At 68.1% G+C, this 25,878-nt stretch carries 26 protein-coding genes; 11 read left to right on the forward strand and 15 right to left on the reverse strand.

Features of this window, described 5'->3' with window-relative positions:
- Positions 1-57: 57 nt before the first annotated feature.
- Positions 58-972, forward strand: a complete 915-nt coding sequence (locus tag AC5RV3_RS13185; protein ID WP_494122567.1) for a phosphodiesterase — start codon at positions 58-60, stop codon at positions 970-972.
- A gap of 8 nt (positions 973-980) precedes the next feature.
- Here AC5RV3_RS13185 and AC5RV3_RS13190 read toward each other — a convergent pair whose 3' ends face one another.
- Positions 981-2,585, reverse strand: a complete 1,605-nt coding sequence (locus AC5RV3_RS13190; protein ID WP_494122517.1) for a stealth conserved region 3 domain-containing protein — start codon at positions 2,583-2,585, stop codon at positions 981-983.
- 361 nt (positions 2,586-2,946) lie between these two features.
- Between AC5RV3_RS13190 and AC5RV3_RS13195 the strand changes: the two genes are divergently transcribed.
- The 3 genes from AC5RV3_RS13195 (at position 2,947) to AC5RV3_RS13205 (ending at position 5,921) form a co-directional block, all read left to right on the forward strand.
- Positions 2,947-3,354, forward strand: coding sequence for a hypothetical protein (locus AC5RV3_RS13195; protein ID WP_494122518.1), 408 nt, complete (start codon positions 2,947-2,949; stop codon positions 3,352-3,354).
- A 102-nt stretch (positions 3,355-3,456) separates the two neighbouring features.
- Positions 3,457-4,800 carry a Na+/H+ antiporter NhaA gene (nhaA, locus tag AC5RV3_RS13200; protein WP_494122519.1) on the forward strand — a complete coding sequence of 448 codons (1,344 nt, stop codon included), beginning with the start codon at positions 3,457-3,459 and terminating at the stop codon, positions 4,798-4,800.
- 116 nt (positions 4,801-4,916) lie between these two features.
- Positions 4,917-5,921 (forward strand): universal stress protein, encoded by a 1,005-nt coding sequence (locus AC5RV3_RS13205; protein WP_494122520.1) that lies wholly within the window; start codon positions 4,917-4,919, stop codon positions 5,919-5,921.
- Here AC5RV3_RS13205 and AC5RV3_RS13210 read toward each other — a convergent pair.
- The 3 genes from AC5RV3_RS13210 to AC5RV3_RS13220 form a co-directional block, all read right to left on the reverse strand.
- Complete coding sequence (locus AC5RV3_RS13210; protein ID WP_493987808.1) at positions 5,905-6,243, reverse strand: GYD domain-containing protein; 339 nt, start codon at positions 6,241-6,243, stop codon at positions 5,905-5,907. The two genes, AC5RV3_RS13205 and AC5RV3_RS13210, sit on opposite strands and share 17 nt — an antisense overlap.
- Before the next feature lie 54 nt (positions 6,244-6,297).
- Positions 6,298-7,869, reverse strand: a complete 1,572-nt coding sequence (locus AC5RV3_RS13215; RefSeq protein WP_494122521.1) for an FAD-dependent monooxygenase — start codon at positions 7,867-7,869, stop codon at positions 6,298-6,300.
- An 84-nt stretch (positions 7,870-7,953) separates the two neighbouring features.
- Positions 7,954-8,346: a MerR family transcriptional regulator gene (locus AC5RV3_RS13220; RefSeq protein WP_494122522.1), complete on the reverse strand. Its 393-nt coding sequence runs from the start codon at positions 8,344-8,346 to the stop codon at positions 7,954-7,956.
- A 172-nt stretch (positions 8,347-8,518) separates the two neighbouring features.
- On the opposite strand from AC5RV3_RS13220, the gene AC5RV3_RS13225 reads away from it, so the two are divergent.
- The 4 genes from AC5RV3_RS13225 to AC5RV3_RS13240 all read left to right on the forward strand — a co-directional run bounded on the left by AC5RV3_RS13225 (position 8,519) and on the right by AC5RV3_RS13240 (position 13,124).
- The gene (locus AC5RV3_RS13225; RefSeq protein ID WP_494122523.1) at positions 8,519-10,036 is read left to right on the forward strand and encodes a SulP family inorganic anion transporter; all 1,518 of its coding nucleotides are present in this window, start codon (positions 8,519-8,521) and stop codon (positions 10,034-10,036) included.
- Positions 10,037-10,259: 223 nt separating this feature from the next.
- Entirely contained in the window at positions 10,260-10,637 is a 378-nt protein-coding gene (locus tag AC5RV3_RS13230; protein WP_494122524.1) for a TraR/DksA family transcriptional regulator, read from the forward strand.
- Between the two features lie 76 nt (positions 10,638-10,713).
- On the forward strand, positions 10,714-11,892 hold the full coding sequence (gene galT / locus AC5RV3_RS13235; RefSeq protein WP_494122568.1) for a galactose-1-phosphate uridylyltransferase: 1,179 nt from the start codon (positions 10,714-10,716) through the stop codon (positions 11,890-11,892).
- The gene (locus tag AC5RV3_RS13240; RefSeq protein WP_494122525.1) at positions 11,889-13,124 is read left to right on the forward strand and encodes a galactokinase; all 1,236 of its coding nucleotides are present in this window, start codon (positions 11,889-11,891) and stop codon (positions 13,122-13,124) included. The genes galT and AC5RV3_RS13240 overlap by 4 nt, the downstream gene beginning before the upstream one ends.
- Positions 13,125-13,130: 6 nt before the next feature.
- Here AC5RV3_RS13240 and AC5RV3_RS13245 read toward each other — a convergent pair whose 3' ends face one another.
- Complete coding sequence (locus AC5RV3_RS13245) at positions 13,131-13,760, reverse strand: prepilin peptidase (protein WP_494122569.1); 630 nt, start codon at positions 13,758-13,760, stop codon at positions 13,131-13,133.
- Positions 13,761-13,978: 218 nt separating this feature from the next.
- On the opposite strand from AC5RV3_RS13245, the gene AC5RV3_RS13250 reads away from it, so the two are divergent.
- Positions 13,979-14,749, forward strand: a complete 771-nt coding sequence (locus AC5RV3_RS13250) for a response regulator transcription factor (protein WP_494122526.1) — start codon at positions 13,979-13,981, stop codon at positions 14,747-14,749.
- Here the strand turns inward: AC5RV3_RS13250 and AC5RV3_RS13255 are convergent.
- The 10 genes from AC5RV3_RS13255 to AC5RV3_RS13300 form a co-directional block, all read right to left on the reverse strand.
- Positions 14,700-15,131: an Hpt domain-containing protein gene (locus tag AC5RV3_RS13255; protein ID WP_494122527.1), complete on the reverse strand. Its 432-nt coding sequence runs from the start codon at positions 15,129-15,131 to the stop codon at positions 14,700-14,702. The genes AC5RV3_RS13250 and AC5RV3_RS13255 overlap by 50 nt on opposite strands.
- A 174-nt stretch (positions 15,132-15,305) precedes the next feature.
- Positions 15,306-16,187, reverse strand: coding sequence for a type II secretion system F family protein (locus AC5RV3_RS13260; RefSeq protein ID WP_494122528.1), 882 nt, complete (start codon positions 16,185-16,187; stop codon positions 15,306-15,308).
- Between the two features lie 31 nt (positions 16,188-16,218).
- Positions 16,219-17,154: a type II secretion system F family protein gene (locus tag AC5RV3_RS13265; protein ID WP_494122529.1), complete on the reverse strand. Its 936-nt coding sequence runs from the start codon at positions 17,152-17,154 to the stop codon at positions 16,219-16,221.
- Complete coding sequence (locus AC5RV3_RS13270) at positions 17,151-18,695, reverse strand: TadA family conjugal transfer-associated ATPase (protein ID WP_494122530.1); 1,545 nt, start codon at positions 18,693-18,695, stop codon at positions 17,151-17,153. The genes AC5RV3_RS13265 and AC5RV3_RS13270 overlap by 4 nt, the downstream gene beginning before the upstream one ends.
- A 2-nt stretch (positions 18,696-18,697) precedes the next feature.
- Complete coding sequence (locus AC5RV3_RS13275; RefSeq protein ID WP_494122531.1) at positions 18,698-19,891, reverse strand: CpaE/TadZ family protein; 1,194 nt, start codon at positions 19,889-19,891, stop codon at positions 18,698-18,700.
- Positions 19,888-20,607, reverse strand: coding sequence for a Flp pilus assembly protein CpaB (gene cpaB, locus AC5RV3_RS13280; RefSeq protein WP_494122532.1), 720 nt, complete (start codon positions 20,605-20,607; stop codon positions 19,888-19,890). The genes AC5RV3_RS13275 and cpaB overlap by 4 nt, the downstream gene beginning before the upstream one ends.
- A gap of 11 nt (positions 20,608-20,618) precedes the next feature.
- Positions 20,619-21,644, reverse strand: coding sequence for a pilus assembly protein TadG-related protein (locus AC5RV3_RS13285; protein WP_494122533.1), 1,026 nt, complete (start codon positions 21,642-21,644; stop codon positions 20,619-20,621).
- Positions 21,632-22,036 (reverse strand): TadE/TadG family type IV pilus assembly protein, encoded by a 405-nt coding sequence (locus tag AC5RV3_RS13290; protein WP_494122534.1) that lies wholly within the window; start codon positions 22,034-22,036, stop codon positions 21,632-21,634. The genes AC5RV3_RS13285 and AC5RV3_RS13290 overlap by 13 nt, the downstream gene beginning before the upstream one ends.
- A gap of 102 nt (positions 22,037-22,138) precedes the next feature.
- Complete coding sequence (locus AC5RV3_RS13295; RefSeq protein WP_494122535.1) at positions 22,139-22,342, reverse strand: Flp family type IVb pilin; 204 nt, start codon at positions 22,340-22,342, stop codon at positions 22,139-22,141.
- A 325-nt stretch (positions 22,343-22,667) separates the two neighbouring features.
- Complete coding sequence (locus AC5RV3_RS13300; protein WP_494122536.1) at positions 22,668-23,366, reverse strand: TetR/AcrR family transcriptional regulator C-terminal domain-containing protein; 699 nt, start codon at positions 23,364-23,366, stop codon at positions 22,668-22,670.
- Positions 23,367-23,554: 188 nt separating this feature from the next.
- On the opposite strand from AC5RV3_RS13300, the gene AC5RV3_RS13305 reads away from it, so the two are divergent.
- Together AC5RV3_RS13305 and AC5RV3_RS13310 are read left to right on the forward strand one after the other, a co-directional pair.
- Positions 23,555-24,952, forward strand: coding sequence for a flavin monoamine oxidase family protein (locus tag AC5RV3_RS13305; protein WP_494122537.1), 1,398 nt, complete (start codon positions 23,555-23,557; stop codon positions 24,950-24,952).
- 2 nt (positions 24,953-24,954) lie between these two features.
- On the forward strand, positions 24,955-25,878 hold the full coding sequence (locus AC5RV3_RS13310; protein ID WP_494122538.1) for a universal stress protein: 924 nt from the start codon (positions 24,955-24,957) through the stop codon (positions 25,876-25,878).

Below are 25,878 nucleotides of genomic sequence, written 5' to 3' on the forward strand. Positions count from 1 at the left end.
TGGATGGTCTGTAGTGGACTGGACAGCACGCGTCCGGCGAACAACAGAAGGTAGATGATGGACTTCCGTCAGGCCGAGCATCCACGGCCAAACCATTTCTTACTTCACATCAGCGACACCCATTTAGTGGGCGGCGACGGCCGGCTGTACGGGGCGGTGGACAGCGAAGCGAAGCTGGAGCAGATCTTCGAGGATCTGGAAGACTCCGGCTCCCGGCCCGAAGCCCTGGTATTTACCGGCGATCTGGCCGACAAGGGCGAACCGGAAGCCTACGGAAGGCTTCGCCGGATCGTCGAACCGGCAGCCGTCCGGCTGGGAGCCCAGGTGATTTGGGCCATGGGCAACCACGACGACCGTGCCGGGCTGAAAACCATGCTTTTGGACGAGCCCGGCGGCTCCGAGCCGCTGGACCGGGTCTACGACGTCAACGGCCTGCGCGTGATGACCCTGGACTCAACCGTGCCCGGGGCGCACTACGGCCGGCTCGAGGACGAGCAGCTCCAGTGGCTGGCCGACGAGTTGGCCGAACCTGCGCCGCACGGGACCATCCTGGCCATGCACCACCCGCCGGTGCCGAGCGTGCAGGACCTGTCCGTGCTTGTGGAACTGCGCGGCCAGGCCGAACTGGCCGAGGTGCTGCGCGGCAGCGACGTGAAGTCCATTATCGCCGGCCACCTGCATTACTCCACCACGGCCACGGTTGCCGGTATCCCGGTGTCCGTTGCCTCCGCCACGTGCTACACCCAGGACCTCGCCGCCGACGCGGGCAGCACCCGCGGCCGCGATGCCGCTCAGGCCTACAACATGGTCCACGTCTACGAGGAGACCGTGGTCCATTCGGTGGTTCCGGCGCGCGGAGGCCTGCCGGTGGGCCGCCAGGTCACCGCGGAGCAGACCAGGCAGCTGCTCGAGGCCGCCGCCGTCAGCATTCCCGACGCAGTGCGGCCGGGCCGGGTGCCGGCGCACCACTAACCGGGAAGTTACGACGCCGGAGGTTTCTCCCACGGCGCACGGAGCGGGAAGTAGCGGGCCAGGAAGTCCGTGACCACCCGCTGGCGTTCCTCGGCCGGGACCTCCGGGAAGCTGCCGTCGTTGAGGCAGAAGAAGTCCCTGTTCCGCTTCTGCAGCAGTTTTTCCAGCTGCTTCAGGCCCGAGTACATGGTGGTGTCCACGTACGTGACCTTGGCGCCGGGGTTGGTCACCGCGCGGCCGGTCAGCAGCGCGTAGTAGTGGTAGAGCGAGTTGGTCACCGAGATGTTGTCCTTGGCCCGGAAGCGGCTGGCCGCCGTCGTCTTGAACTCCTCGGCGAATTCTTCCTCCATTTCCAGCATTACGGATTTGCGCAGCGGCGCGGCGCAGTGCTCCAGGTGCCGGGTGGTGATTCTGCCGAAGCGGTCGTGCAGCAGCCTGCGGTTTACCCGGGCGGCATTCTCGAAACCGGAACGGTCCAGGTGGTTGTCGCCGAGCCCGATCCGGGTGTCTGCCTCCACGAACTTGGTGATGCCGCCGGGGGAGAAGAACATGTCCGGCCCCACCGGCCGCCCGAAGAACATGTCGTCATTCGAGTACAGGAAGTGCTCGCCCAGTCCGTCGATGTGCTGCAGCTGCGCCTCGATCGCCTGCGAGTTGAACACCGGCAGCACCGAGGGATCGCGGAAATGCTGCTCGCTGCGCACCACGCGGATGTCCGGGTGCTCCGCGTCCAGCCACGCCGGCAGCGGCGAGTCCGTGCAGATGAAGATGCGCCGGATCCAGGGCGCGAACATGTAGACCGAGCGCAGCGCGTACCGCAGTTCATCGATCTGGCGGAAACGGGCATCGGCGTCGTCGCCCTCACCCACCACGGCGTGCTCCATGAAGCTGTTCCGGTAGCGACGGTACTCCGGATTGTTCCCGTCCACCCAGGAGAAGACGATGTCGATTTCGAAGTCGATGTCCGTGGCGTGGTCGGCGAACATGTTCTCGATGGTGGGCCAGCGGTGCCCGAAGCGCTCCACTTCGCCGCGCACTGCCTCGCCGGCCGGCAGGGTGCGGCGCGTCAGCGAGTTCTCGATCGGCAAGTGGATCAGATCGTTCTCCCACCTCCACAGCTCCACCTGCACACCCGTGCCCTGGCCGTACCGCAGCCCGCCGGTCGGCTCGATACGGGGCCGGTACAGCCGGAAGGCGCGCGCCCGGTCGCCGTCGGCGAGCTCACCGTCGGCCACCAGCCTCGCCGTTTTTTTCTTCGCATCCACGGTCAGCGAGTAGAACGGCTCATCGGCGCAAGCGGCCACCAGCGCCGCGCGCAGCTCGTCGCGCTTCTCCCAGTTCACCGCCACCACCGGGCGGGCATCGTTGCCGCGCACCAGCAGGTAGGGAATCTGCGCCTCGTCCAGCACCCTGCGGACAAACAGCAGATCCTCCACCATGGCCTGGTGCGGCGTCAGGGTGGTGTTGACCAGTGCGTAACCGCCCTTGACCATGACCACGTCGGGGCGCTCCGTGAGGCGCACGACGGCGGCGGGCGAGGCAATCTCGACCGTCGACTCGGGTGCGAGGTCGGGTTCGGGCTCGGCGTAGAACGCGTCCTGCACAGCAGGCATGCTGGTCACAAAAAACCTCCGGAGAATGGTGGGGCCAGCCGGTCAAAGGGCTGATGCCACCAATGGTAGAACGTGGGTGGTCGGGCGTTACAGGCGCTGCCGTAACGAAATGAGGGCTGCGGCGGATCGTCCGCGGCAGGCCACCCTTTGACGGTACATGCAGTTGCGCCTGCCCGCGGCGCAAAGACGCGACCGGTCGGCAAAAAACCGGTCCGGTACGGCACCCTGGCAGAGCCTGCCGTCTTCCGGCGGGCGGGTCCGCCGCCTGCCGGCTCCGCCGTCGTTGTCTTGGCGCTCCCGGCCGCGCAAAGTTCAGCAGCATTTTCCCCGCTGCATGCCCAAGGTGGCATACGATCTGTGCATGCCAGATATTGCCGCGTCGATCGGACTGGTGTCCGAAGTGCTGACGTGGGCTGCCCTGGTCCCCGGCCTGCTGTTGCTGTTCGTGGCAGCGGTGCTGCGCCTGGCCGGGACCCGCTGGCACAGCGCCGACGGCGTCGCGTTCGACGACGGCCGGCGCCGCGGGGTGCGCTGGTTCGATACCCGACACGGTTTCCTGGAGGGCGTCTTTCCGACCGGAACGGGCGCCGAGGTGGCCGCCGGGTCGGACGTGCTGGTCTACTACGACGCACGGCGGCCCGACCGCTGGCAGGTCTCCGAACCGGAGCGGCCGGGCCGGACGGTCTTGCTGCTGGGCAAGATCCTCACCGCCGTCGGTGTGCTGTCCGCCGTTGTCGGGCTGCTGGCCATGGTCCTGGCCGGGGGCTAGCCGGGCCGGCTTTTGCTCTCGCCGCATGCGCGGGTAGGGTGAAACCCGGTGCGCCGGGAAGTCTGGTCGGCAAGTTCTGTTGTCGACCCGTGAGGAGCCGCTGTGGCCGCCAAGACCCCTGAATCATCCGCCAAACCCAAGGTATTGGGACGCGGAAGTTATGCCGAAGCACTGCGAATCGGCGAGATCCTGCGGAAGGAAACGGTCGGCGGGGCCCTGCTGGTGGCCGCCGCCGTCATCGCCCTGATCTGGGCAAACTCGCCCGCCGCAGACAGCTACTTCGCCCTGCGCGACCTCACCGTAGGCTACGAGCCCTGGCATTTGGAGTTGAGCCTGGGGGCTTGGGCCGCGGACGGGCTGCTGGCGGTGTTCTTCTTCCTGGTGGGGCTGGAGCTCAAACGCGAGTTTGTCGCCGGGGACCTCAGCAGCCCGCGGAAGGCCATGGTGCCGGTCGCGGCCGCCGTTGGCGGTGTGGTTGTTCCCGCTGTCATCTACGCAGCCATCAACTGGGGCAGTCCGGAGACCATCCGCGGCTGGGCCATCCCCACGGCGACGGACATCGCCTTTGCGGTGGCGGTCCTGGCCGTCATCGGGTCGCACCTGCCCAGCGCGCTGCGGATTTTCCTGCTGACGCTGGCCGTGGTGGATGACCTCATCGCCATCGCCATCATTGCGTTCGTCTACACCAGCGAGATCGAGGTACCGGCACTGCTGCTGGCCCTGATCCCCATCGCGCTCTACGCCTTCCTGGCCCAGAAGTTCCGCAGGTTCTTCGGAAAGCATCAGGTGGCTTTGTGGGCGGTCCTGTTGCCCATCGGCATCGTGGCCTGGGTCCTGGTCCATGCCTCCGGCATCCACGCCACCATCGCGGGCGTGGTGCTCGGCTTCACCGTCCCGGTAGTGCGCAGCAAGGCCAGCGGCGGACCGGAAGCGGGACCGGGGCTCGCCGAGATCTTCGAACACCGGGTCCGGCCCGTTTCCGCTGGCTTCGCGGTCCCGGTCTTCGCGTTCTTCTCCGCCGGCGTCGCCGTGGGTGGGGTTGATGGGTTTGTCTCGGCCCTCGGCGACCCGGTGGCGGTCGGCGTTATCGCCGGACTGGTGCTCGGCAAGCCGATCGGCATCGTCGGCACCACGTGGCTGATGAGCAAGCTGACCCGGGCGGAGCTGGACAAGTCGATGAAGTGGGTCGACCTGTTGGGCATCTCCATGCTGGCCGGCATCGGCTTTACCGTCTCCCTGCTGGTGGCCGAGCTCAGCTTCGGGCTCGGCACGCCGGCCAATGACCACGCCAAGGTGGCTATTCTCGCGGCGTCCCTGCTGGCCGCGTTGGTGGCGGCGGTGGTATTGCGCGCCCGCAACCGGCATTATCGGCGCATCCAGGCCGAAGAACAGGTCGACGCGGACAACGACGGCATTCCGGACGTCTACCAGGACGGCACGGCATAGCCGCACTGGCTTGCGGCCCCGCCGGCGCGGTTTCCCATCTGCTGCCGCGCCGGCGTGGCCACACCGGCCCGCGGCCGCCCCTACTCAGCGGCGCCGCCGTCCCCTAGGGTGGAGCCATGGAAGAGGTCGTCCTGGTGGGGTTCGACGGCTCGGAATCCAGCGCCCGGGCACTGGACTGGGGGTTGTTCGAGGCCCAGTCCCGCGGATGGCCGGTGCGGTTGGTCACCGTCGTTTCAACCGCGAGCGTGGACGATCCGGAGGTGGACCATCAGTATCTGGCCTCCGCCCGGCGCGGCGGGGAAGGGGTGCTGCAGGCAGCGCTTGACCGCGCCGGAGCGCTGGGACTCCAGGCCGAAGGGCACGTGATGGCCGGGGACCCGAGCGAAGTATTGGTGGACGAATCTGCTTCCGCCGGACTGGCCGTGGTGGGCAAGCGCGGCCGCGGCGGCTTCGCGGGCCGGCTGCTGGGCAGTGTCTCCTCGGGCCTGGCGGCCCACGGCGCCTGCCCCACGGTGGTGGTGCCGCAGCGCTGGAAACCGGGCGCGACGGCCGCGGAGGTCTCCCCGGATGCCGCCGCCGAACTGCCCGACGGGCCGGTGCCCTGGCTGCTGCCGTCGCTGCGGGAGGGGGCGGACCGGGGGCTGCATCCGCCGGATGCCTCCGAGCAGTTTAGCTACGCCGGGCAGGTGGTGGTCGGCGTCGACCAGTCGGGCAGTTCGAACCCCGCCCTGTGGGCGGCGGCCGAAATAGCCAGCCGGCGTGCCGTTACGCTGCGGATGCTTTCGTCCCGGGCGCCCTTCTACCGCGATTCAATCTGGCTGGACCACGCCGAAGGGGCGCACCGTTTCCGCGAGGAGGTCGCCGCCGAGTTGGACGGCCCGCTGCGGGAGGTCCGGGGCCGCTACCCGGATCTGGATGCGAGCTGGAATTTCTATCTGGCCAAGCCCGCGGAAGTCCTGGTCCACGCCACCCGCACGGCCCAACTGATGGTGCTGGGGACGCGCGGCCACGGCGGATTCCCCGGCCTGCTGCTGGGATCGGTCAGCCAGGCGGTATTGCATCATGGCCTCTGCCCCATGATGGTGGTGCCCAAGGGCGTGGAGTTCAGCCGGAACCCGTGACCCCGGGAGCCCGGTAGCGGACCTCTCCGGCCATTCGCAGGGCGTCGATGGTTTCATCGATGGTCAGCAGCACGGTTGTTTCGAAGGAGCTCAGCGCACCGCCTCCGCTGATGGCCAGCGCGACGGCGGCCATGGAGACGTTGTTCGGGGCCTCCCACACGCTGTAGCCGTCGTGCGCGCCGAAGGCGTACCAGAAGCCGTGCAGTTTCCCGCCGACGGACTCGATGTAGGCCTTGGCCGCTTTCCCCCGGTCCTCCGGGTTGTTGATCATCCTGGCCCAGGTCTCCGGGGTGTAGCTGAACTTCGATAGATACAGCACCATTGGCTTTCCTTTCGAACGTGACCGGCCCTGGATGGGTGCGGAGCAGACGTTGGCTCACACCTTGGCAGAACGGCGTCCGCGCCGCAGTGCCTGGGCGAACGTGGCAACGGCGTGGCTGGGCAGGGACTGCGCTGCCACGAAGCCGTCCGGCCGCACCAAGTACAGCTGCTCAGGATCGAGCTTCTTGTTCCCGTTCCGCGGCAGCACGTGCATCGAAAGCCCCAGCGCTGCCTCCACGTGGTTGACGACGACGGCGCCCGGGTCGCCGTACGAGTGCACCTGCCACTGAAGGCTGCGCAGGAGATCGAAGTTGCTGCCGGTGTACGGCAGCCGCCGTCCCACGACACGGCCCCGCCGGCCCCGCGCCGCTTCCTTGGCACCCGGGGCCATCCAGTAATGGATCCGGGTCTGCGATATATAGCCAAACAACCGGGAGGCACCGGAGGACCGCGGCACCACCCGCGCCACCACGGGGATGAGGAACGGCAGCACCGACCTCCGGGCGGCCAGTGCCCAGGGCGCCGTCGATGTGATGAAGGCGAATACCCGGTCCGTGCTTTGCAGCAGCCGCACCGCGACCGGCCGCCGTTCGGCCTCGTAACGGTCGAGGTAGGAGTCCGCGGCCCGGCCGGCGAGGACATCGGCGAACTTAAAGGCCAGGTTGTGGGCGTCCTGCAGGCCGGTGTTCATGCCCTGGGCACCCACGGGGGAATGGACATGTGCCGCGTCCCCGGCGAGGAAGACCGGGCCGTTGCGGAACTCGGCGGCGATCCGGTGATGCACGCGGTAGGTGGAGAACCAGTTCGAGGCGCCGTAGCCGACGTCGAACTTCTGGGCCAAGCGCTCGCGGAGTGGCTCCTCGGAGACGTCCGCACCGCCGTCGTTGGCCAGCCCCGGCGTGCCGCCCTCCGGGTCGCGGACCACGCCGATCAGCCGGAGGTGGCCGGGACCGCTCATGGGAAACGCCAGCAGGAACTCATCCACGCCCGCGCGGATATTGACCACGTCGCCGAACAGGCCGCGGACCTCCGTGGCGTCATTGACAAAGAAGGTGTGCGGACTGGTGGAGCCTACAAACCCGATGCCCCGGCTGGTCCGCACGGTTGACGAGGCACCGTCGGTGCCCACGCAGTAGCGGGCGCGGACAGACGTCTCGCCCCGTGGGCCCGTCAGCTGCGCCCTGACGGGGTGGTCCGGGTGGCTGCCGTCCGCGATGTCCAGGGCGCCCAGCCGGCACTCCCACAGCACCTCGCCGCCGAGTGCGTGCAGGTTCTTGAGCAGCAACTCCTCGTTCTTGCTTTGTTCGTAGAACATGATGCCCGGGAAAGGTGTGATCCCGCGGCCCATCCGGCCCAGCGGGACCCTGCCGCGCGGCTTCGTGCCGAAGCCGATGACCACCGCTTCGGCGAGGACGCCTTCGGCCATGACGGTGTCGGCGACGCCCAGTTGGTCGTAGATTTCCATGCTGCGCGCCTGAACCCCGAGGGCCCGGGATTCCCTCGTGGGGCCCGACTTGCCGTCCGTGATGATGTGGTCGACGCCCAGCTTGGCCAGCCAGTTGGCGAGCATCAGGCCGGTGGGACCTGCCCCGACAATCAGCACATCGGTTTGGAGTTCGGCTGCCATGGCGTTACCTCCTCCTCCGAGGTTACCGCTGGCGAAGTTCCGGCTGCAGGGGAGGCCGGCCGGAACGGCCGGGACCGCCGGCAGTTACCGCCCGCGCAGGTCGCTGATGAACTCGTCGGCGCGGGCCAGGTTCAGGGCGAGCTTGTTGCGCTTTTCGTCCGCACGCCGGATGTACTCCTGCAAGAGTCCGCGCTCGGCGGGATGAACGGCACCGTCGGATAAGACATCGATGATTTCCAAAAGCTCGGCCATCTCGTCCAAGGTGAAGCCAAGCGGTTTCATGGAGCGGATGATCAATAAACGGTCCAGATCCGACTGGGTGTAGACCCGGAAGCCGCCCTCGGTGCGCGTGGTGGCCGGCAGCAGCCCGATGTCGTCATAGTGGCGGATGGTCCGCAGCGACAGTCCCGTGGCATCGGCGAGTTCGCCGATGTGCATCGTACGCGTGCCGGACGCGGTACCTTCGTCCTTGTCCATGGTCCAACCTCCCTGATCGCCCGATTACAACTCTACCCTCACGTCAGGTTAGGGTTGTAAACCATTATCGACGCGATTCGTGTTCGTCGAGTTCTTCCCCGCGCGGCGTCGCGCCCCCAAACTTTTGCTGTAGTGAAGGCGTGCCTGCCTTCAGATGTGAATGGAGACCACCATGCCAACGTCAACCGCCGATGCCCGGCCGGAACCGACTCCCGAGGAGCGCCAGTCCGTGCTGCGCACCCTCAAGTCGCCGCGGCTGCTGAAGACGGAAGTGCTCGCCGGCCTCGTCGTCGCGCTCGCGCTGATCCCCGAGGCGATCGCCTTCTCCATCATCGCCGGCGTCGACCCGCGGCTCGGCCTCTTCGCCTCCTTCACCATGGCGGTCTCGATCGCGTTCCTCGGCGGACGCCCGGCCATGATCTCGGCCGCGACCGGCGCGATCGCCCTGGTCATCGCGCCGCTGGTGGCAAGCCACGGCGTGGAGTACTTTATCGCCGCAGTGATCCTCGCCGGGATCTTCCAAATCGTCCTCGCCCTCCTCGGAGTGGCCAAGCTGATGCGCTTCATTCCCCGCCAGGTCATGGTGGGCTTTGTGAACGCGCTGGCCATCCTGATCTTCATGTCCCAGGTGCCGGAACTGCTGGGCGTCCCCTGGCTCGTGTATCCACTGACCGTCATGGGCCTGGCCATCGTCTTCGGTTTGCCGAGGATCACGAACGTCGTTCCGTCGCCGCTGGTGGCCATCGTGGTGCTGACCCTGATCACCGTGCTTGCCTCGATCACGGTTCCCACGGTCGGCGACAAGGGCGAGCTGCCGGAGTCCCTGCCCGCGCTCTTCTTCCCCAATGTCCCGCTCAATCTAGAGACTTTCCAGATCATCTTCCCGTATGCCCTGGCGATGGCCTTCGTCGGGTTGCTCGAATCGCTGATGACGGCCAAGCTGGTCGACGACGTCACGGACACCCGCTCTAACAAGACCCGCGAGTCATGGGGCCAGGGCGCGGCGAACATCATCACCGGCTTCTTCGGCGGCATGGGCGGCTGCGCGATGATCGGCCAGACGATGATCAACGTCAAAGCCTCCGGGGCCCGGACCCGCATCTCCACCTTCCTTGCGGGACTGTTCCTGCTCATCCTCGTGGTGGCCCTCGGGGATATTGTGGCGCTGATCCCGATGGCGGCCCTGGTGGCCGTGATGATCTTCGTGTCCTGGGCGACGTTCGACTGGCACAGCATCAAGCCCTCAACCCTGAAGATGATGCCGAAGAGCGAGACCGCCGTCATGCTGGTCACCGTCGTCGCCACGGTCGCCACGAACAACCTGGCCATCGGCGTCGGCCTCGGCGTCCTGACCGCCATGGTGCTGTTCGCCAACCGGGTGTCGCATCTGGTGACCGTGGAGCGGACGGTGTTGGAACTGAATGGCGAGGAAACGGCCACCTACGTGGTCGACGGCGAGCTGTTCTTCGCGTCCTCGAACGACCTTTACACGCAGTTCCAGTACGCACACGACCCGGACAAGGTGGTCATCGACATGCATGCCTCGCACCTGTGGGATGCCTCGACCGTGGCGGCACTGGATGCGATTACTGAGAAGTACCGCAGCCAGGGCAAGGACGTGCGGATCATCGGGCTGAACTCGGCCAGTGTGGCCATGCGGGAGCGGATGGCGGGCAAGCTCAACGGCTGACCCGGTCGCCCGGCCGCGGCCGCACCGGCTGGCCTGACCGCCGTGGCAGCCGTGTTGGCGGCGGCTCGCCTCCGCAACCGGCCAATCTGCCCCGCCGCCGGCAGCCTCCCGTGGTGGCCAGCGTCCCGTGGTGGCCGGTCCACCCCATGTACCGCGGCAACGGCGTAGTCTAGGGGCACTCCGGTCCGCAGCTGCCGGACCGACCAGCCGACGGGAGGCACACATGAGCGACAGCCTGACCCACGACGATGTGGAGCACTTCGCCGCGCTGCTGGACGCCCGCGAGGCGTCGGACCGCGCCCAGGTGGAGCGCCTCACGGTCGACATTGCCGAAGTCACCGCCGCGACCCGGGACGTCCCGGCCGACGACGAACACGACCCCGAGGGCTCGACGGCCACGCTGGAACGGGCGCGCGAAGTGGCCCTGCTGGTCAGCACGGAAAAGGCGCTGGCGGACATCGCCGCCGCACGTGCCCGGCTGGCGGCCGGCACCTATGGCACGTGCGCCTCGTGCGGCAACCCCATCCCGCGCGAACGCCTGGAGATCCGGCCTGAAGCACAATATTGCGTGGCCTGCGCCGCGAAGCAGCGCCGTGCCTGAGCGAACCAAAGTGGATCGTGCCACGCACGAGGCTGGCACCGCCGTCGTTGTTCCGGACGGAGACCCCGTCACCGCGGTGACCGGCACCCGGCTGGCGGACGGCCGGGAGCTGCTGTATTTCGACGACGGTGCGCTGCCGGTCCCGCGGGCTTCGCAGGACACCCGTGACCTGCCGGAGCGGCCGCCGGTGGGGGAGCTGCGCTACGACGTGCTGACGGGGGAGTGGGTGGCGCTGGCCGCGCACCGGCAGACCCGCACGTATCTGCCGCCGGCGGACGCGTGCCCGCTGTGCCCGAGTACGCCGGACTACGCCTCCGAAATCCCGGCGGCGGACTATGACGTGGCCGTGTTCGAGAACCGGTTTCCGTCGCTCGGGCCGGACCTGCTGGCCACGCCCGAGGACCCGGAGTGGGGCAGCGCCTACACCGCCGGCGGGCGCTGCGAGGTGGTCTCCTTCACCTCGGCGCATACCGGTTCGTTCGCCGGGCTGGACACCCGCCGGGTGCGCACCGTGATCGACGCGTGGGCGCACCGGACCGCCGCGCTCGGCGCGATGGACGGGATTGCGCAGGTCTTCTGCTTCGAAAACCGCGGCGCGCAGATCGGCGTGACGCTGCACCATCCGCACGGGCAGATCTACGCCTACTCCTACCTGCCGCCGCGCGGGGCAGTCATGGCGGCGGCCGCGCGGAAACACTTCGAGGCCACCGGCGGGCGGCAGACCCTCACCGGGGCGGTGCTCGCCGGCGAGCGCTCCGCCGGCTCCCGGATGGTGCTGGAAGGCGAGCATTTCAGTGCCTACGTGCCGTTCGCGGCACGCTGGCCGCTGGAGGTGCACCTGGTGCCGCACCGGCAGGTCGCGGACCTCGCCGGGCTCACGGGTGCGGAGCGGGACGAACTGGCGGAGCTATACCCGCAGCTGCTGGGCCGGTTCGACGCGCTCTACGACAGCCCCACCCCGTACATCGCCGCCTGGCACCAGGCGCCGGTCGCCCGGGCGCTGCGGGAAGCGGGCTACCTGCACCTGCAGCTGACCTCGCCGCGCCGGGCCGCCGACAAGTTGAAGTACCTGGCGGGCTCCGAGGCCGCGATGGGCGCCTTCATCAACGACACGCTGCCGGAGCAGGTGGCCGCCGCGCTGCGGGAGGCGGATCCGGGGCGGACCCCGAGAGCAGGCAACGAAGGGCTGGACGGGACGCGCGCAGCGGGTGAAGCGACCGAGGACGCCGTGGCAGCCAGCGGGGACGCCCCGTGACCGCCGAAACCTTGGCCGCACGCACCGCCGATGCCTTCGCCGCACGGTTCGGCCGCGGCCCGGACGGGGTGTGGGCGGGGCCCGGACGGGCGAATCTGATCGGCGAACACACCGATTACAACGGCGGCTTCGTGCTGCCCTTCGCCATCGACAAGATTACGACGGCGGCGCTAGCCGTGCGCGGCGACCGCACCGTTCGGGTGGCCTCGGCCCTGCCGGGGGCCGAGGCGGTGGAGGTCAGGCTGGACGATGTCGGCCCCGGCGCGGTTTCCGGCTGGTCGGCGTACCCGCTGGGCGTGGCCTGGGCGCTGGAGCAGGCGGGAGTACGCCTGCCCGGTTTCGACCTGCTGGTGGACTCGGAAGTTCCGGTCGGCGCCGGATTGTCCTCGTCTGCCGCGCTGGAATGCGCGGTGGCCCTTGGCCTGGCCGAACTGGCCGGAGATCGGTGGGCGGATGCGGGGCTGGACCGGCCCGGGTTGGATCGGACCGGGCCGAATCCGACGGGGCTGGTTCCCGCGGGGCCGGATCGGGCCGGGCTGGCGGCCGCCGGACGGCGCGCGGAGAACGAGGTGGTAGGTGCGCCCACCGGCATCATGGACCAGTACGCCTCCCTGTTCGGGGCGGCCGGATCCGCGGTGTTTCTGGACTGCCGCAGCGAAGCCGTGGAACTGGTGCCGCTGGACCTCGAGGCTGCGGACCTGGTGTGCCTGGTGATGGATACCAAGGTCTCCCACGCACACGCTACCGGGGACTACGCCCGCAGGCGCGACTCCTGCGTACGCGCAGCGGAAGCGCTGGATGTACCGCTGCTCCGCGACCTTCCGGCCAGTCGGCTGGGGGAGGCACAGCAGTTGCTCGACGACGAGACCTTTCGCCGCGCCCGGCACATCGTGACCGAGAACGACCGTGTCCTAGCGACCGTGGAGGCGCTGCGCTCCGATGGCCCAGGGACCATCCGCCGGCTGCTGTACGCCAGCCACGTCTCCATGCGCGACGACTTCGAAATCTCCTGCCCGGAGCTTGACCTGGCCGTGGACGCTGCGCGTGCGAACGGCGCCCTGGGCGCCCGCATGACCGGCGGCGGTTTCGGCGGTTCAGCCATCGCCCTGGTTCCCGCCGGCGAAGCAGCGCGGGTGCAGGAGGCTGTGCTGCACGCGTTCGCCGCGCAGGGATTCCGCCGGCCCGAGCTGTTCACCGTGTTGCCGGCCGACGGAGCACGCCGCCTGCTGTAGGCCGGACTATCCGGCCAGCGGACCGGCCAGCGAGACCGCGAGCGTGGCGGCAATCATGGACGGGCCAAAAGGGATGTTTGAATCCCGCCTGACCACGCGGGCCAGCATCAGCAGGACGATGACCGCGGCGTTCAGCAGGAACGCACCCAGCAGGACGGCCATCCACGCCGCTACGCCGTCATAGCCGGCAAACAGGCCCACCACGGCGGCAAGCTTCACGTCTCCCATGCCGATGCCGCCGGGCTTGATCAGGGCCGCCAGCAGATAGGCGGCAAACATCGCCAACGAGCCGAGCACCCCGGCCAAGACCGGCTGCCACGCGGAGTCGGTGAAGGCGGGCAGGAGCAGCAGTGCCAAGGCCGCCCCCAGGAACGGGAGGACCACGCGATTGGGCAGCAACTTGTGCCGGAGGTCAATGGCGGCCAGCAGCACGCCGAGGACAGCCAGAAGGCCGAAGGCCGGCAGCTCAGCCGCTTCCCGGGACGGGGCCAGGAGGCCGCAGAGGACGCCGGTGGCGGCGGCCATCGGCCCGCGCCACGCGGCGGGCAGGGATGTGCGCTCCTCCCGGTGGGCGAGCGCGAAGACGCACCAGCCGGCAAGGGCTCCGGCGGCGGTCAGCACGAGTGCCAGCAACATGGTCACCGGCACCGCCCACAGGCCAGAGACCTTGTTCCTTCATGTCCCTCGGCTCTTCGGATCGTTGGTCACCCTTTCATCACACCGCTGCCCGGCATAGGCTCAAAGCAGAACGAATCGATTAACCTCTAGGAGTATCAGAGATCCGGGCTTCTGCAGAGGCCGGACAGTCCTTCGGGCATGAGCCCGATGCGGACCGTGCAGGGAGGAGATGCAAGATGAGTGACCCGGGTACGGCCGTAGTGATAGAAGACGACGTGGACATCCGCAATCTTGTGAGCGCCGTCCTCCTGCAATCAGGATTCGACGTGCAGGCAGCCGCGAGCGGGCGGGAAGGTATCCATGCCGTGCGACAACGGATCACCACCGTTGTCACCTTGGACATCTCGCTGCCGGACATTGACGGCTTTGAAGTGCTCCGGCGGATCCGCCAATTCAGCAACTGTTACATCGTGATGCTCACCAGCAGGAACGAGGAACTCGACACGCTCACGGCGTTGCAGCTTGGCGCGGACGACTACATGACCAAACCATTTCGTCCCCGGGAGCTGCGGGCCAGGATCCACGCGATGATGCGCCGGCCCCGCACTCCGCATCCGCTGGAAACCACCCCGGCAAACGCGCCGCCGCTACCTGCGGCCCCGCCCGCCGACAGCAGAATCCTCAAGCACAATGGGCTCGTCCTTGATGCGGACCGGCGTACGGCGTCGCGCGAGGGTGAGGAACTGCGTCTGACCAGGAGCGAGTTCAACGTGCTTCAGGAGATGCTGCGCAGTTCGGGGGCCGTCCGCTCGAAGGCCGAACTCGTTAAGGTAGTGCGCGGGGACTATTACCCTGAAGACGCCTATATCAGTGAAGCCGATGAGCGGGCGATCGAAGTCCACGTGGGCAATCTGCGGCGCAAACTGAAGGAAGATCCGCACCGCCCCCGCTGGCTCGTTACGGTGCGGGGAATCGGTTATCGTCTGGCGCCGGAGCGTCCGGTGTAGCGGGTGCTCCTCCTTCGGCCTTCATTCCCTGCATTTCGCTGGCTGTGGCCGTACCGCATTGATGGATGAGAGCAAGCAGGGCGGCCGCCTCCGCGAATTCCGTCGCCCGAACATGAGCCTCGACCTTGCCGGACAGCCAGGCCAGTTGACTGGCGCCCACCATGATCGAGGCGGTCCTCAGGCTGAGGACAGCATCCAGGGAATCGGTCCGGTCCTGGCTTTCCAACGCGGTCTCCAAGCAGCTGAACCGTTCCGGCCACGCTTCGGAAAAGTCCTGGACCAATCCGCGCGCGATGCCGTGGTCGGCCAAACCGTCGCCAAGATCTTCCACTACCGCGGGGTCAACCAGCGGCAGGACCTGGTGCTGGTCAGCGGCCATCATGGCACGCGCCGCGGGGGACGGGTCCCGGCCGGGACCAGGCCGGCCAGTGCACAGTGGGTGGATGGGGTGGGCATGGTTCGAGACTACTTTCCGATGGCGGGTGGGTCTGCCGGTTTTCCGGTTTCTTTGGCTAATGTTGCGGTATTGCTGTGGTTGCCGGCGTGCCGGTCCTCGTCAGCCGCCAAGGGTGGCGATGATGTTCAATGCCGCAGGGCCGAGCAACGCGATAAAAAGCACCGGAAGAATGCAGAACATCAGCGGGAAGACTACCTTGACCGGGATCTGCATGGCCTTTTCCTCGGCGCGCTGGCGCCGCTTGACGCGCATCTCGGCCGCCTGCGTGCGGAGCACGCCGGAGACGGACACGCCATAGGCGTCCGCCTGGATGACGGCGCGAACGAACTGCTGCAGGTCCTTCGACGTGGTCCTGCCGGCCAAGGAGTCGTAGGCCTCGCGGCGCGAGCGGCCCACCTGCATGTCCTGCAGGACCCGGATCAGTTCGGCGGCCAGCGGGCCGGAACCGTTCGCTCCTACCCGGGCGACCGCCGCGTCGAAACCCAGGCCGGCCTCCACTGCGATGGTCATCTGGTCCAGCGTGTCCGGCAGTTCCTCGCTGATCTTTGCCTGGCGTTTCTGCCCCGCGCTGTGCAGCAGAAGATCGGGGAGGCAGTAAGCGACGACGGCGACGACGATGGCGAGCAGGACGCTGGACCCTGCGGATGTGGCGGCCACGTACAGGAGCCCGAGTACGATGCCTGCCACGGCAAGTACGATCTTCGCCGCCATGAGCCGCTTCAGCGGCCAGGCCTCGGGACGTCCGGCCAGCGCCAGCTGGCGTTCCAAACGCTGGGCAAAGGTGGCGGGCGTGAACCGGCTGGCCAGCGCCTCGAACCGGCGCCGGCGTTTGCGTTTGACCGCGCGCGGCCCGGCCAGGCCACGGGACAAATTGGCCCGGATGGCCTCGTGCTGGGGATTCTTGCCGCCCACCAGGGACCAGGCAAACAGCGGGAGCGACAGCACCAGGGCTGCGGCAGCCACCATAATAGTCAGCGGCATCGGCGGACTCCTTTACTAAACGATGCGGAACTTAGAACTTGAAGCTGACGACTTTGCGCATCCACAGCCCGCCCGCGATGAGCAGGGCTGCCGCCGCCGCCAGCAGGGAAAAACCGAGCGGGCTTTGGGTGAAGCTGTCCAGATAGCCGGGGCTGGACACGAACAGGAACCCGCTGAGGCCAAAGGGCAGGACCATCAGGACCAAGGCGGAGATCCGCCCTTCGGCGCTGAGCGCCTTGACCTGTCCCCGGATTTGGGAGCGCTCCCTGATCGTCTGGCCCACCTGGTCAAGGACCTCGGCCAGGTTGCCGCCTACCTCGCGATGGATGTCTATGGCCTGGGCCACCCAGTGGAAGTCTTCGCTGCCCATCCTGTCGGCGGTATCGTGCAGCGACTCACCGAGGTCGCGGCCCAGCCTCGTTTCGTTGACCACCCGACGGAGCTCTTCGGACGTCGGGGCCGCCGACTCGGCGGAGACCGCATCCACCGCGCGCAGCAGGCTGTGGCCGGCACGCAGGCCGCTGGCCAGCAGTTGGAGCGTGTCGTCGAGCTGGTCGGCGAAGGCCGCCCGGCGCCGGCCGGCCCGGAAAGCCAGGACCGCTTTTGCGACGGCTGGGGCCGCAACAGCCAGGAGCAGGGCGGCGGCGGGTCCCGCGAGCATGAGCCCGAGGGCCGCGCTGACTGCTGCGCCGGACAGAACCAGCACCACCAGTTCCGCGGGGCTGAGCTTCAACCCGGCGGCTTCGAGGGCTCCGGCTATCGCCGGGGCTTGCCGGCGGCGGGCCAGGAGCCGTTCGATGGCAGCGGTGGAGCGGGCGGCCACATCACTGAGCCGTGAGCCGCGTTCCGCGGTACCACGGCGGGACGCCCGAAGCCTCAAGGATCGCGTGCCGAACACCGCTGCCACCAGCAGGGCCAGGGAACCGTAGCAGAACAGCATCCCGGCAACCAGGACCGCCGGGGTCATCGTGCGGCCGCCGAGGTCCGCAACGGGCCGGTGGCCGGCTCGAAGATGTCGGCCGGCAGGTCGATGCCCAATTCCCGGAACCGATCGGTAAACCGGGGGCGTACCCCGGTTGGAACGGGTTTGCCCAGGAATCTGCCGCTGGCATCCACTCCGGCGCTGTAGTCGAAGACGAAGGCGTCCTGCAGCGTCACGATGTCGCCTTCCATGCCCTGTACCTCGGTCACATGCGTGACTCGGCGCGTACCGTCGCGCAGGCGGGTCAGTTGCACAATGACGTCCACCGCGGAGGCGATCTGTTCCCGGATCGCTCGCAGGGGCAGATCCATCCCGGCCATCAACACCAAGGTTTCCAGGCGCGCGATGGCGTCCCTGGGGGAGTTCGAATGCACGGTGGACAGCGACCCGTCGTGGCCGGTGTTCATGGCTTGGAGCATGTCCAGTGTTTCTCCGCCGCGGACCTCGCCCACCACGATCCGGTCCGGGCGCATGCGCAGCGAGTTGCGGACGAGGTCGCGGATGGTGATCGCGCCCTTGCCCTCGATGTTGGTCGGGCGGCTTTCCAGCCGGACCACGTGGTCCTGCTGCAGTTGCAGTTCCACGGCGTCTTCGATGGTGACAATGCGCTCGCCGGCCGGAATGAAGGAGGAGAGCACATTCAGCAGGGTCGTCTTTCCGGTGCCGGTGCCGCCGGACACGATGATGTTCAGCCGTGACCGGACGCAGGCGTCCAACAACGCGGCCATCTCCGGTGAAAGAGTGCCGAAGCCAATGAGGTCCTGGACCTGGAACGGGTCGGCGGCGAACTTCCGGATGGTCAGTGAGGACCCGTTGACTGCAAGCGGCGGAATGACCGCATTCACGCGGGAACCGTCGGCCAAACGTGCGTCAACGAGTGGCGACGATTCGTCGATCCGGCGGCCAACCCGGGACACGATGCGTTCAATGACGCGGCGCAGTTGTTCCTCGGACAGGAACCGGGCCGAACTGCGCGACAGCTTGCCCTTGTGCTCCACATAGATCATGTCGGGTCCGTTCACCATGATTTCGGAGACGTCCGGATCTTCCAGCAGCGGCTGCAGCGGACCATAGCCGAGCACGTCGTCGCTGACTTCACGGATCAGGCGCTGGCGCTCCTGGTGGCTGAGCGAGTTCTCTTCTTCCTCCACCACCTTGGCAAGTTCCTGCTGCACCACGAGATGCAGCTTGTCCTCGTCCAGGGAGGAATCCAGCAGCCGCGATCCCATGCGTTCGAAGAGGACCGTGCTGGCACGTTCCTTCATCTTGGACAGGGCATCTTGGGCCGGGGGCAGGGCCGCCGGGGGAGCGGTGCGGCCGGTAGCGGCCGGCTGTGCAGCGGCGACGGTGGAGGAGGACGCCGCCGCAGTCACCGTCGCAGACACCGCGGGAGCAGCGGAGCCGGAAGCAGCCGGTGCCGGCGCAGCCGCCGTGGCGGTTGCGGCCTGCGCGGCCGCCTGATGACGGGCGGGGGGAGCTGTTGGGGCGGTGCCGTGCACTGCCTGAAGCCGTTGGGCAAGGTTCATGGCTATCCTCTTCGGTGACGGCCGCGGCGCTTGAGCAGGCCGGCCGGGGCGGGGGCAAAGCGGTCCACCACCTTGTGCAAGGCGCGGGCCGCAGGATCGCGCGGGGCGCTTTCGAGCACCGGCACGCCTTGGTTGGTGGAAATCCGGACCGCGCGGGTGTCCGGGATGACGTCGTCGACTTTGCAGCCGAGGGTGGTCTCCGCGTCGCGGCGGGTGAGCCCGTCGCGCGGATCCGCCCCGTTCAACACGATGTGGCGGGTGAGCGGTTCCATGCCCAGCTCGCGCAGGATTTCGAGCTCCTTTCGGAGTCCGCGGATGCTGGGAACGTCCATGCCACCCACGAAGATATAGTCCGTGGCACGATCCAGCGCGGCCAGCGTGTGCTCCGACAGCCCCGGGGACGTGTCGATGATGACGTGCGCGTACTGCGCGGCCAGTTGGTCCAGCAGCAGCGATACCTGCTCGCCGGTGACCTGATCGGCATCGGCCGGCGACGGCGGCGCGCACAGCGCATACAGCCCGCTGGGGTGCCGGGCCAGGAAGGACTTGAGCACAATGCTGTCTTTCTGCGCGTTCGGCTGCACGGCGTCGACCAGCGAATGCTCCGGCTCCAGGCAGAGCGCGCTGGCCACGTCGCCGAACTGCAGGTCGAGGTCGACGATGACGGTCTGCTGCTCCGAGGCGGCAGCCAGCCCGACGGCGAGGTTGGTCGCCACCGTGGTCTTTCCGGCGCCGCCCTTGGGCGAGACGACGGCGATCACGCGGCCATTCGCGGCCTGGCCGTCGGACGAGGGAACGCTGTGCCGGCGGTGGTTGGCGCTGCGAACCGCACGGTGCAGCAGCGCGGCGATATCGCGGACATCGGCACCGGGATCCACGACGTCGCGGATGCCGGCGCGCATGGCGGCCAGCACGACGTCCGGGCTCGGCCCCGCGACCAGCAGCACCGAAACCTCGGGCCGCTGCGATTCGAACTCCGCCGCCAGGTCCAGCGCCTGCCCGGGGGCCAGCCCGGGGCCAAGCACCACGGCATCCAGGAGTTGCGGGTTGGACAGCACGGCGAAGACATCGTTGGGTTCGGTGGGGAGGCCCGCCCCGTTCCACAGCTGGGTATGGCCGGCCAAGGAACCAACCGCGGCGGCGGCGAAGCGTTGTTCGAAGTCGGGGTCGGTGCCCACCAGTACGTAGCGGCTCATTTGTATACCTCGTCCTTGTCCACCAGGCGCGTTCCCTTTTCGCTGGCGTCGGCCGGTTCCTTCGAGAGCCAGGTGCGGGCGAACTCCTGGGCGTACACGATCTTTTCGGCATCGGGTGCCATCACCGCCAGGGTGACCAGCACGTTGTTGGCGGGCACGGTGGCATCGCCGGACTCGGCGGCGACCGCCACTCCCTGCACCCGGGTGACCAGGACCTTATGCAGGGTCAGGTGTGTGACGCCTTTAGTGTCGCCGGGGCCGGCTTCCATCGAGACGAAGACGCCCACGGTGTCACCCGCCGCGACTTGGCCGCCGACAACGCGTGCCGGGTCCAGGGAGATGGTGACCTCCTGCATGCCCTCGGGCACGGCGACCGTTCCGGGTTCCTCGAGCTCCGCGGGCAGGGCAAAGCGTGCGGCCAGCACCTGTTCCCCGGCGACGAGGTCGACGGCGGCCACCCGGCCGGACAGCTCTTGGAGATCCTTCACGGCATCAGCGGGGACAACCTTGGCCGGTACAAGCTCGGTTGCCACGTTGGCTGCCAACTGGTCGGCGGGCGTGCCGGCCGGCACGTTCTCGGCGACCACCAGGACCTCCACCGTCTCGGTGCCGGCCAGGGCGCGCTGATCGGCGCTGCCGATGTAGGCGAGGACCATCATGGTTCCGACGACGGCCATCAGCAGGGCCGCTATGGCCCCTACGATTCTCTTTTTCACCTACGGTGCTCCTAGTGGACAAGCGTGACGAGGGAGGCGCCGAAGGTGTTGTTGGCGCCGCCGAAGATGAAGTCTTGTTCGCCGGCGTCGAGCGTCACGAAAGTTTCGAACTCGCCGATCAGTGCCCGGCAGCTGCCGGTGCACTGCACGGAGGCCGGGCTGAGGTTGTTGTGGGACGTGCTGCTGAAGTTCCAGCCGGTGACCTTGAAGGCAGCGAACCCGATGACGTGGTACCAGCCATTCGTCCCCTGGCCGCCGACCTTGTCATACAGCGGCAGCAGGACGGTGGTGCCGGCAATCTGCTGCAGCATGTTGGTCTGCTTACAGGCGGACGGCACATCGTTACCCGAATCGCTGGCCACTTCAGGATCGACGGGGAAGCCTGGAAGGCCGGTCGCGCCAAGGTTGATCTTGGCCTGGCACGGACGGGCCGGATCTTGCTTCAGCCAGCCGAAGCCGCCCGGAATCGTGTAGGCCGCCCCCGTGCTGCCCGGAACCGTTGAGCTGGAACATCCAGCGGTAGTCAGCCCGTTCGGGTTGAATTCCACCCGCTGCAGGCCGCCGTCGAGCATGCCCAGGAACTGGCAGTAGGAAATGGCGATGGGGAGGACGGATTTGCCGGCGACTGGGGCTCCCCAGCGGGCCCGGGACTCGGCGGTGATGGAGGCGGAGCCGTCCAGGCCGAGGATGGGCGCGAAGTGCTGGGCCAGGAAGTGGCCGTCGGCAGACCTCGTGGTGGTGGTGACGGTGGCGGTGGCGGCGGCGGGGTCCAGTTGGACACTGGCGTTGGCCAAGCCGTCGTTCGCGTTTTGGTTGGCGAGCGAGGTGGCGAGGGCTGTGAAGTCCGCATCGCAGTGGCCTGCCGCGCAGTTCTGGGCGACGGCCAGCGCCCCGGCGTCGGCGCCGTTCTTCAGCTGGGCGCGCTCGAAGTACAGCGCCCCGATGTCTAGGACGACGGCGGCCATGCCGAGCAGGACCACCATGAAAAGGGCGGTGGTGACGGCAGTGGCGCCGCGTTCGTCGCTCAGACGCTGCACTGCATGACTCCTTTGCCGGTCAGGGTGATGCTGGCCCCGAAGAGGCCGGACAGAAAATTCATGGGGTAGGCCACGGTGACGGTGGCGACCGAGCCGGGCGCGCAGGCGCCGCTGTTGCCGGGGCTGACAGCGACAGTTATTTGGTCGGCCGTGATGGTCGGCGCCAGCGCAGGGGCCGAGGCGATCACTGCCGCCCGGGATTCAGCCGCGCTGGACGCCGTGCTGTTGATGGTCATCACGCGCGCCCCGTCCCGTGCCGCTGCGGTGAGCTGCATCTGGGCGTTGTAGACGCGTCCGAACTCGACAATCCCCAACAGCAGCAACAACAAGACCGGCAAGACCAGGGCGAACTCGACGGCTGCCGCTCCGCGTTCCGATGTCATGCGTTTCATGTGTTGCTCTTTCACAGTTCGGTGGCTGGGACGGGAGCAACCAGTGCCGCCGTCCCAGCCACCCAGGAGGTGGATACGTTCGATTCGGAAGTAGCCTCAGGCCTAGACGATTTTCAGCTTGGTGCCGAGGCCGCCGAAGAAGGTGCTCAGCTGCGGGCCGAAGATGGTCAGTCCGGTGATCATGACGACGGCGATGAGGCCCACCATGAGGGCGTATTCGACGGCGGTGGCCCCGGTCTCCTCGCGCTGGAGGCGGTTCTTCACGGTGAAACCGAGGGTCTGAAGGGTGGCGATGATGGAAAGCATGAGAACTCCTGTGCGATTGAATCGCTGGCATCCTGGCCAGCGGCCGGCTGGCACCTCGCCAGCTCTTCAAGAAAATTAGCAAGCCGAAAGCCCGGAAACGGCCGGCTTTTGCCTATCCTGCGACACCTGCCGGGGAATGCTTCCCCGGATGGGTAAACGATGCACTTGCGCTGCGGTTTAATGGTTTTTCCTGCGGAAAAGGTGGGCACCAAAAGGCCCGCTTCCGCCCGCGCGCAAGACGCAGGTCGGGAGCGTCAAAGACCCATGACGGCCGGCGCACGGGCCTTAGGCGACTTCCCGCAGCAACGGGGGAATCAACCAGGGGTCAGGCGGACCGGGCAGCCTCGAGTTGCATCTCCAAGCCGGCGATCAGCGCCTCTAGGCCCAGCCGGAAGGCCGCGTCGGCCGCCGACCCGGCGGGGCCGGAATCCTGCGACCGCACGGCGGAGGTGAAGGCCGGGTTGGCCGCGGCGAGCTCGCCCGATTCGAAGATATCCGCCGGTGCGGTCACGTCGAAGGCCGAACCGAAGATGAAGGACTCCAAAGCCACGATGGCCGGCACGACCTGCGGCTCCGGCCAGCCGGCCTTCAGGAAGCCGGCGGTGACGGCCTCGTACATGGCCAGCGTGTGCGGGGCGCCGGTGACGGGCAGCACCGCGATCACGGGAATCAGCGGGGCGTGGTGGGTGAAAGCGTCGCGGTAGGACCAGGCCCAGCGGCGCACGGCGTCCGCCCACGCCAGGTCTGAAAACACGCTCACGTCCACGCCGGCCATCACGTGGTCCTGAAGGAGCAGCAGGACGTCGTGCTTCGACGCCACGTGGTTGTAGAGCGCGGAGGGGGCCACGCCGAGGCTGCGCGCCAGGGCCGACATGGTGAGCCCTTCATAGCCGCGCGATTCGATCAGGCCGAGCGCCGCCGTCGTCATCAGTTCCTTGGACAGCAGTTTCTGGACGGGGCGGCCGGCGGGGCGGTTCCCGTTCCGGACGGAGGCGTCCTCGCCCGCTGGGCGTGCTGTTACCACGGGCTCCTTCTTCCCTCGGCCGTGCGGGCCGCGGCGGTGCGGCCTGTAGGGCCATCCTACGCAACGGTTTTCAAAAGGCTGTGGCACGGGTTACAGTGTTGTGGCTAAATGAATGACATTCATTTAAGCGGGCGGGGCCAGGCACTCATGCGGCCGGACCGCCACGGCACGAATGGGAGTGGAGCACAGTGAGCAAGTTGAAGCGGGACGTAGTAGTCATCGGCGCCGGGCCCTCCGGGCTGACCGCGGCGCGGGACTTGAAGCGGGCCGGAATGTCCGTGGCCGTGTTGGAGGCGCGTGACCGCGTGGGCGGCCGCACCTGGACCGATGTGGTGGACGGAGCCATGCTCGAGATCGGCGGGCAGTGGGTTTCGCCGGACCAGACGGCCCTGCTGGAGCTACTGGACGAGCTGGGGCTGGAGACCTACAGCCGCTACCGCGACGGCGAGAGCATCTACCTGGACGCCACGGGCGAAGCCAAGCGCTACACCGGCGCCATGTTCCCGGTCAGCGCCTCCACGGAGTCCGAGATGAACCGCCTGATCGGGCTGCTGGACGCCTTGGCCGCCGAGGTTGGCGCCGAGGAACCGTGGGCCCACCCGGAGGCCCGCGAGTTGGACACCATCTCCTTCGACCAGTGGCTGCGCCAGCAGTCCGCGGACGAGGAAGCCTGCAACAACATCGGCCTGTTCGTGGCCGGCGGCATGCTGACCAAGCCGGCGCACTCGTTCTCGGTGCTGCAGGCGGTGCTGATGGCCGCGTCCGCCGGCTCGTTCAGCAACCTGGTGGACGACGAGTTCATCCTGGACAAGCGTGTGGTGGGCGGCATGCAGGAGGTCTCCGTGCGCCTGGCCGCAGAGCTGGGCGACGACGTTGTGCTCAACGCACCCGTCCGCGCGCTGCGCTGGAACGACGACGGCGTGACCGCCACCGCGGACGGTGTCACCGTCGAGGCCCGCTACGCCGTGATGGCCGTGCCGCCGAACCTGTATTCGCGCGTCTCCTACGAACCGCCGTTGCCGCGCCGGCAGCACCAGATGCACCAGCACCAGTCGCTGGGTCTGGTGATCAAGGTCCACGCCGTCTACGAGACGCCGTTCTGGCGGGCCGACGGCCTCTCGGGAACGTGCTTCGGCGCCAACTCGGTGGTCCAGGAGGTGTACGACAACACCAACTACGGCGACTCCCGCGGAACCCTGGTCGGCTTCGTGAGCGATGAGAAGGCCGACGCGATGTTCGAACTCAGCGCGGGGGAGCGGAAGGCCGCAATCCTCTCCTCCATTGCCGACTACCTGGGCCCGGCCGCGCTGGATCCGGTGGTGTACTACGAGTCGGACTGGGGATCCGAGGAATGGACCCGCGGCGCCTACGCCTCCAGCTACGATCTGGGCGGCCTGTCACGCTACGGCAAGGACCAGTCGACTCCGGTGGGACCGATTTATTGGTCCTGTTCCGACCTGGCCGGCGCCGGCTACCAGCACGTGGACGGCGCAGTGCGGATGGGCCGCGGGACTGCCGCCCGCATCCTCGAAGCACACGCGGCCGACGCCGGTGAACTCGTCCCTGCCGCCGGCCGGAAGGGCTAGGCATGCGACGCTATGTTGTTGCCTACACCGCCACGGACAGCGGACGCGAAGCGGTCAACCTCGCGACGGCGCTGGCCCGCCGGCAGGGCGGCAGCCTCGACCTGGTCATGGTGCTGCCCGAATCCTCGCCCTACTCGGGCGCCTATCCGCGGCCGGAATCCGGCTTCGGCGGGATTCTCTCCGAACAGATTCAGCAGTGGCTGGCCGAGGGGCTCGAGATGGTGCCCGACGACGTTCCGGCCCGCGCCCATGTTCGCCCCGCCGATTCCAACGCCGAGGGCCTGATCGCCGCCGCCGAGGAATTCGGCGCGACGCTGATCGTGATCGGTGCCGGGCGCAACAGCGTTTTCCGCCGCTTCAGCGTCGGCACCGTCGCCAGCGGACTGCTCCACGCGTCCACGGTCCCCGTGGCGTTGGCGCCGCGCGGCTACCGGCGCACCGAACCCGTCTCGCGGATGACGGTGGGCATCGGCAACCGGGTGGGGGCGGACGAGGTCATGCAGGTTGCCGTGAACGCCGGCCATCGGCGGGGCCTGGACCTGCGGCTGCTCTCGCTGGTGCCGCTGGATTCCTCCGACGCGGACGCGATAGCCCGTGCCGAAGCGCACGTGAAGGAACGGCTGGCACAGGCAGAAGCTGTGCTGCCCGGCCGGGTGACCGCCGGCGTCGCGGAAGGCCGTTCGATCGAAGACGCCATCGACGCGCTGGAGTGGGACGAAGGCGAAGTGATGCTGATCGGCTCCAGCCGGCTGGCGCCGCACAACCGCATGTTCCTCGGGGCGACGGCCAGCAAGGTGCTGCGGGCGCTGCCGGTTCCCATGCTGGTGGTCCCGCGCGGCTACGCGGGCGCCGCACAACTTACCGACGATCCGGGTCAGCCCAAGGGCCCTGAACATTCCGACGGCGCCGGCCGCAAGGAGGCATGA

The organism is Arthrobacter sp. Y3221114 (genome assembly GCF_059092625.1).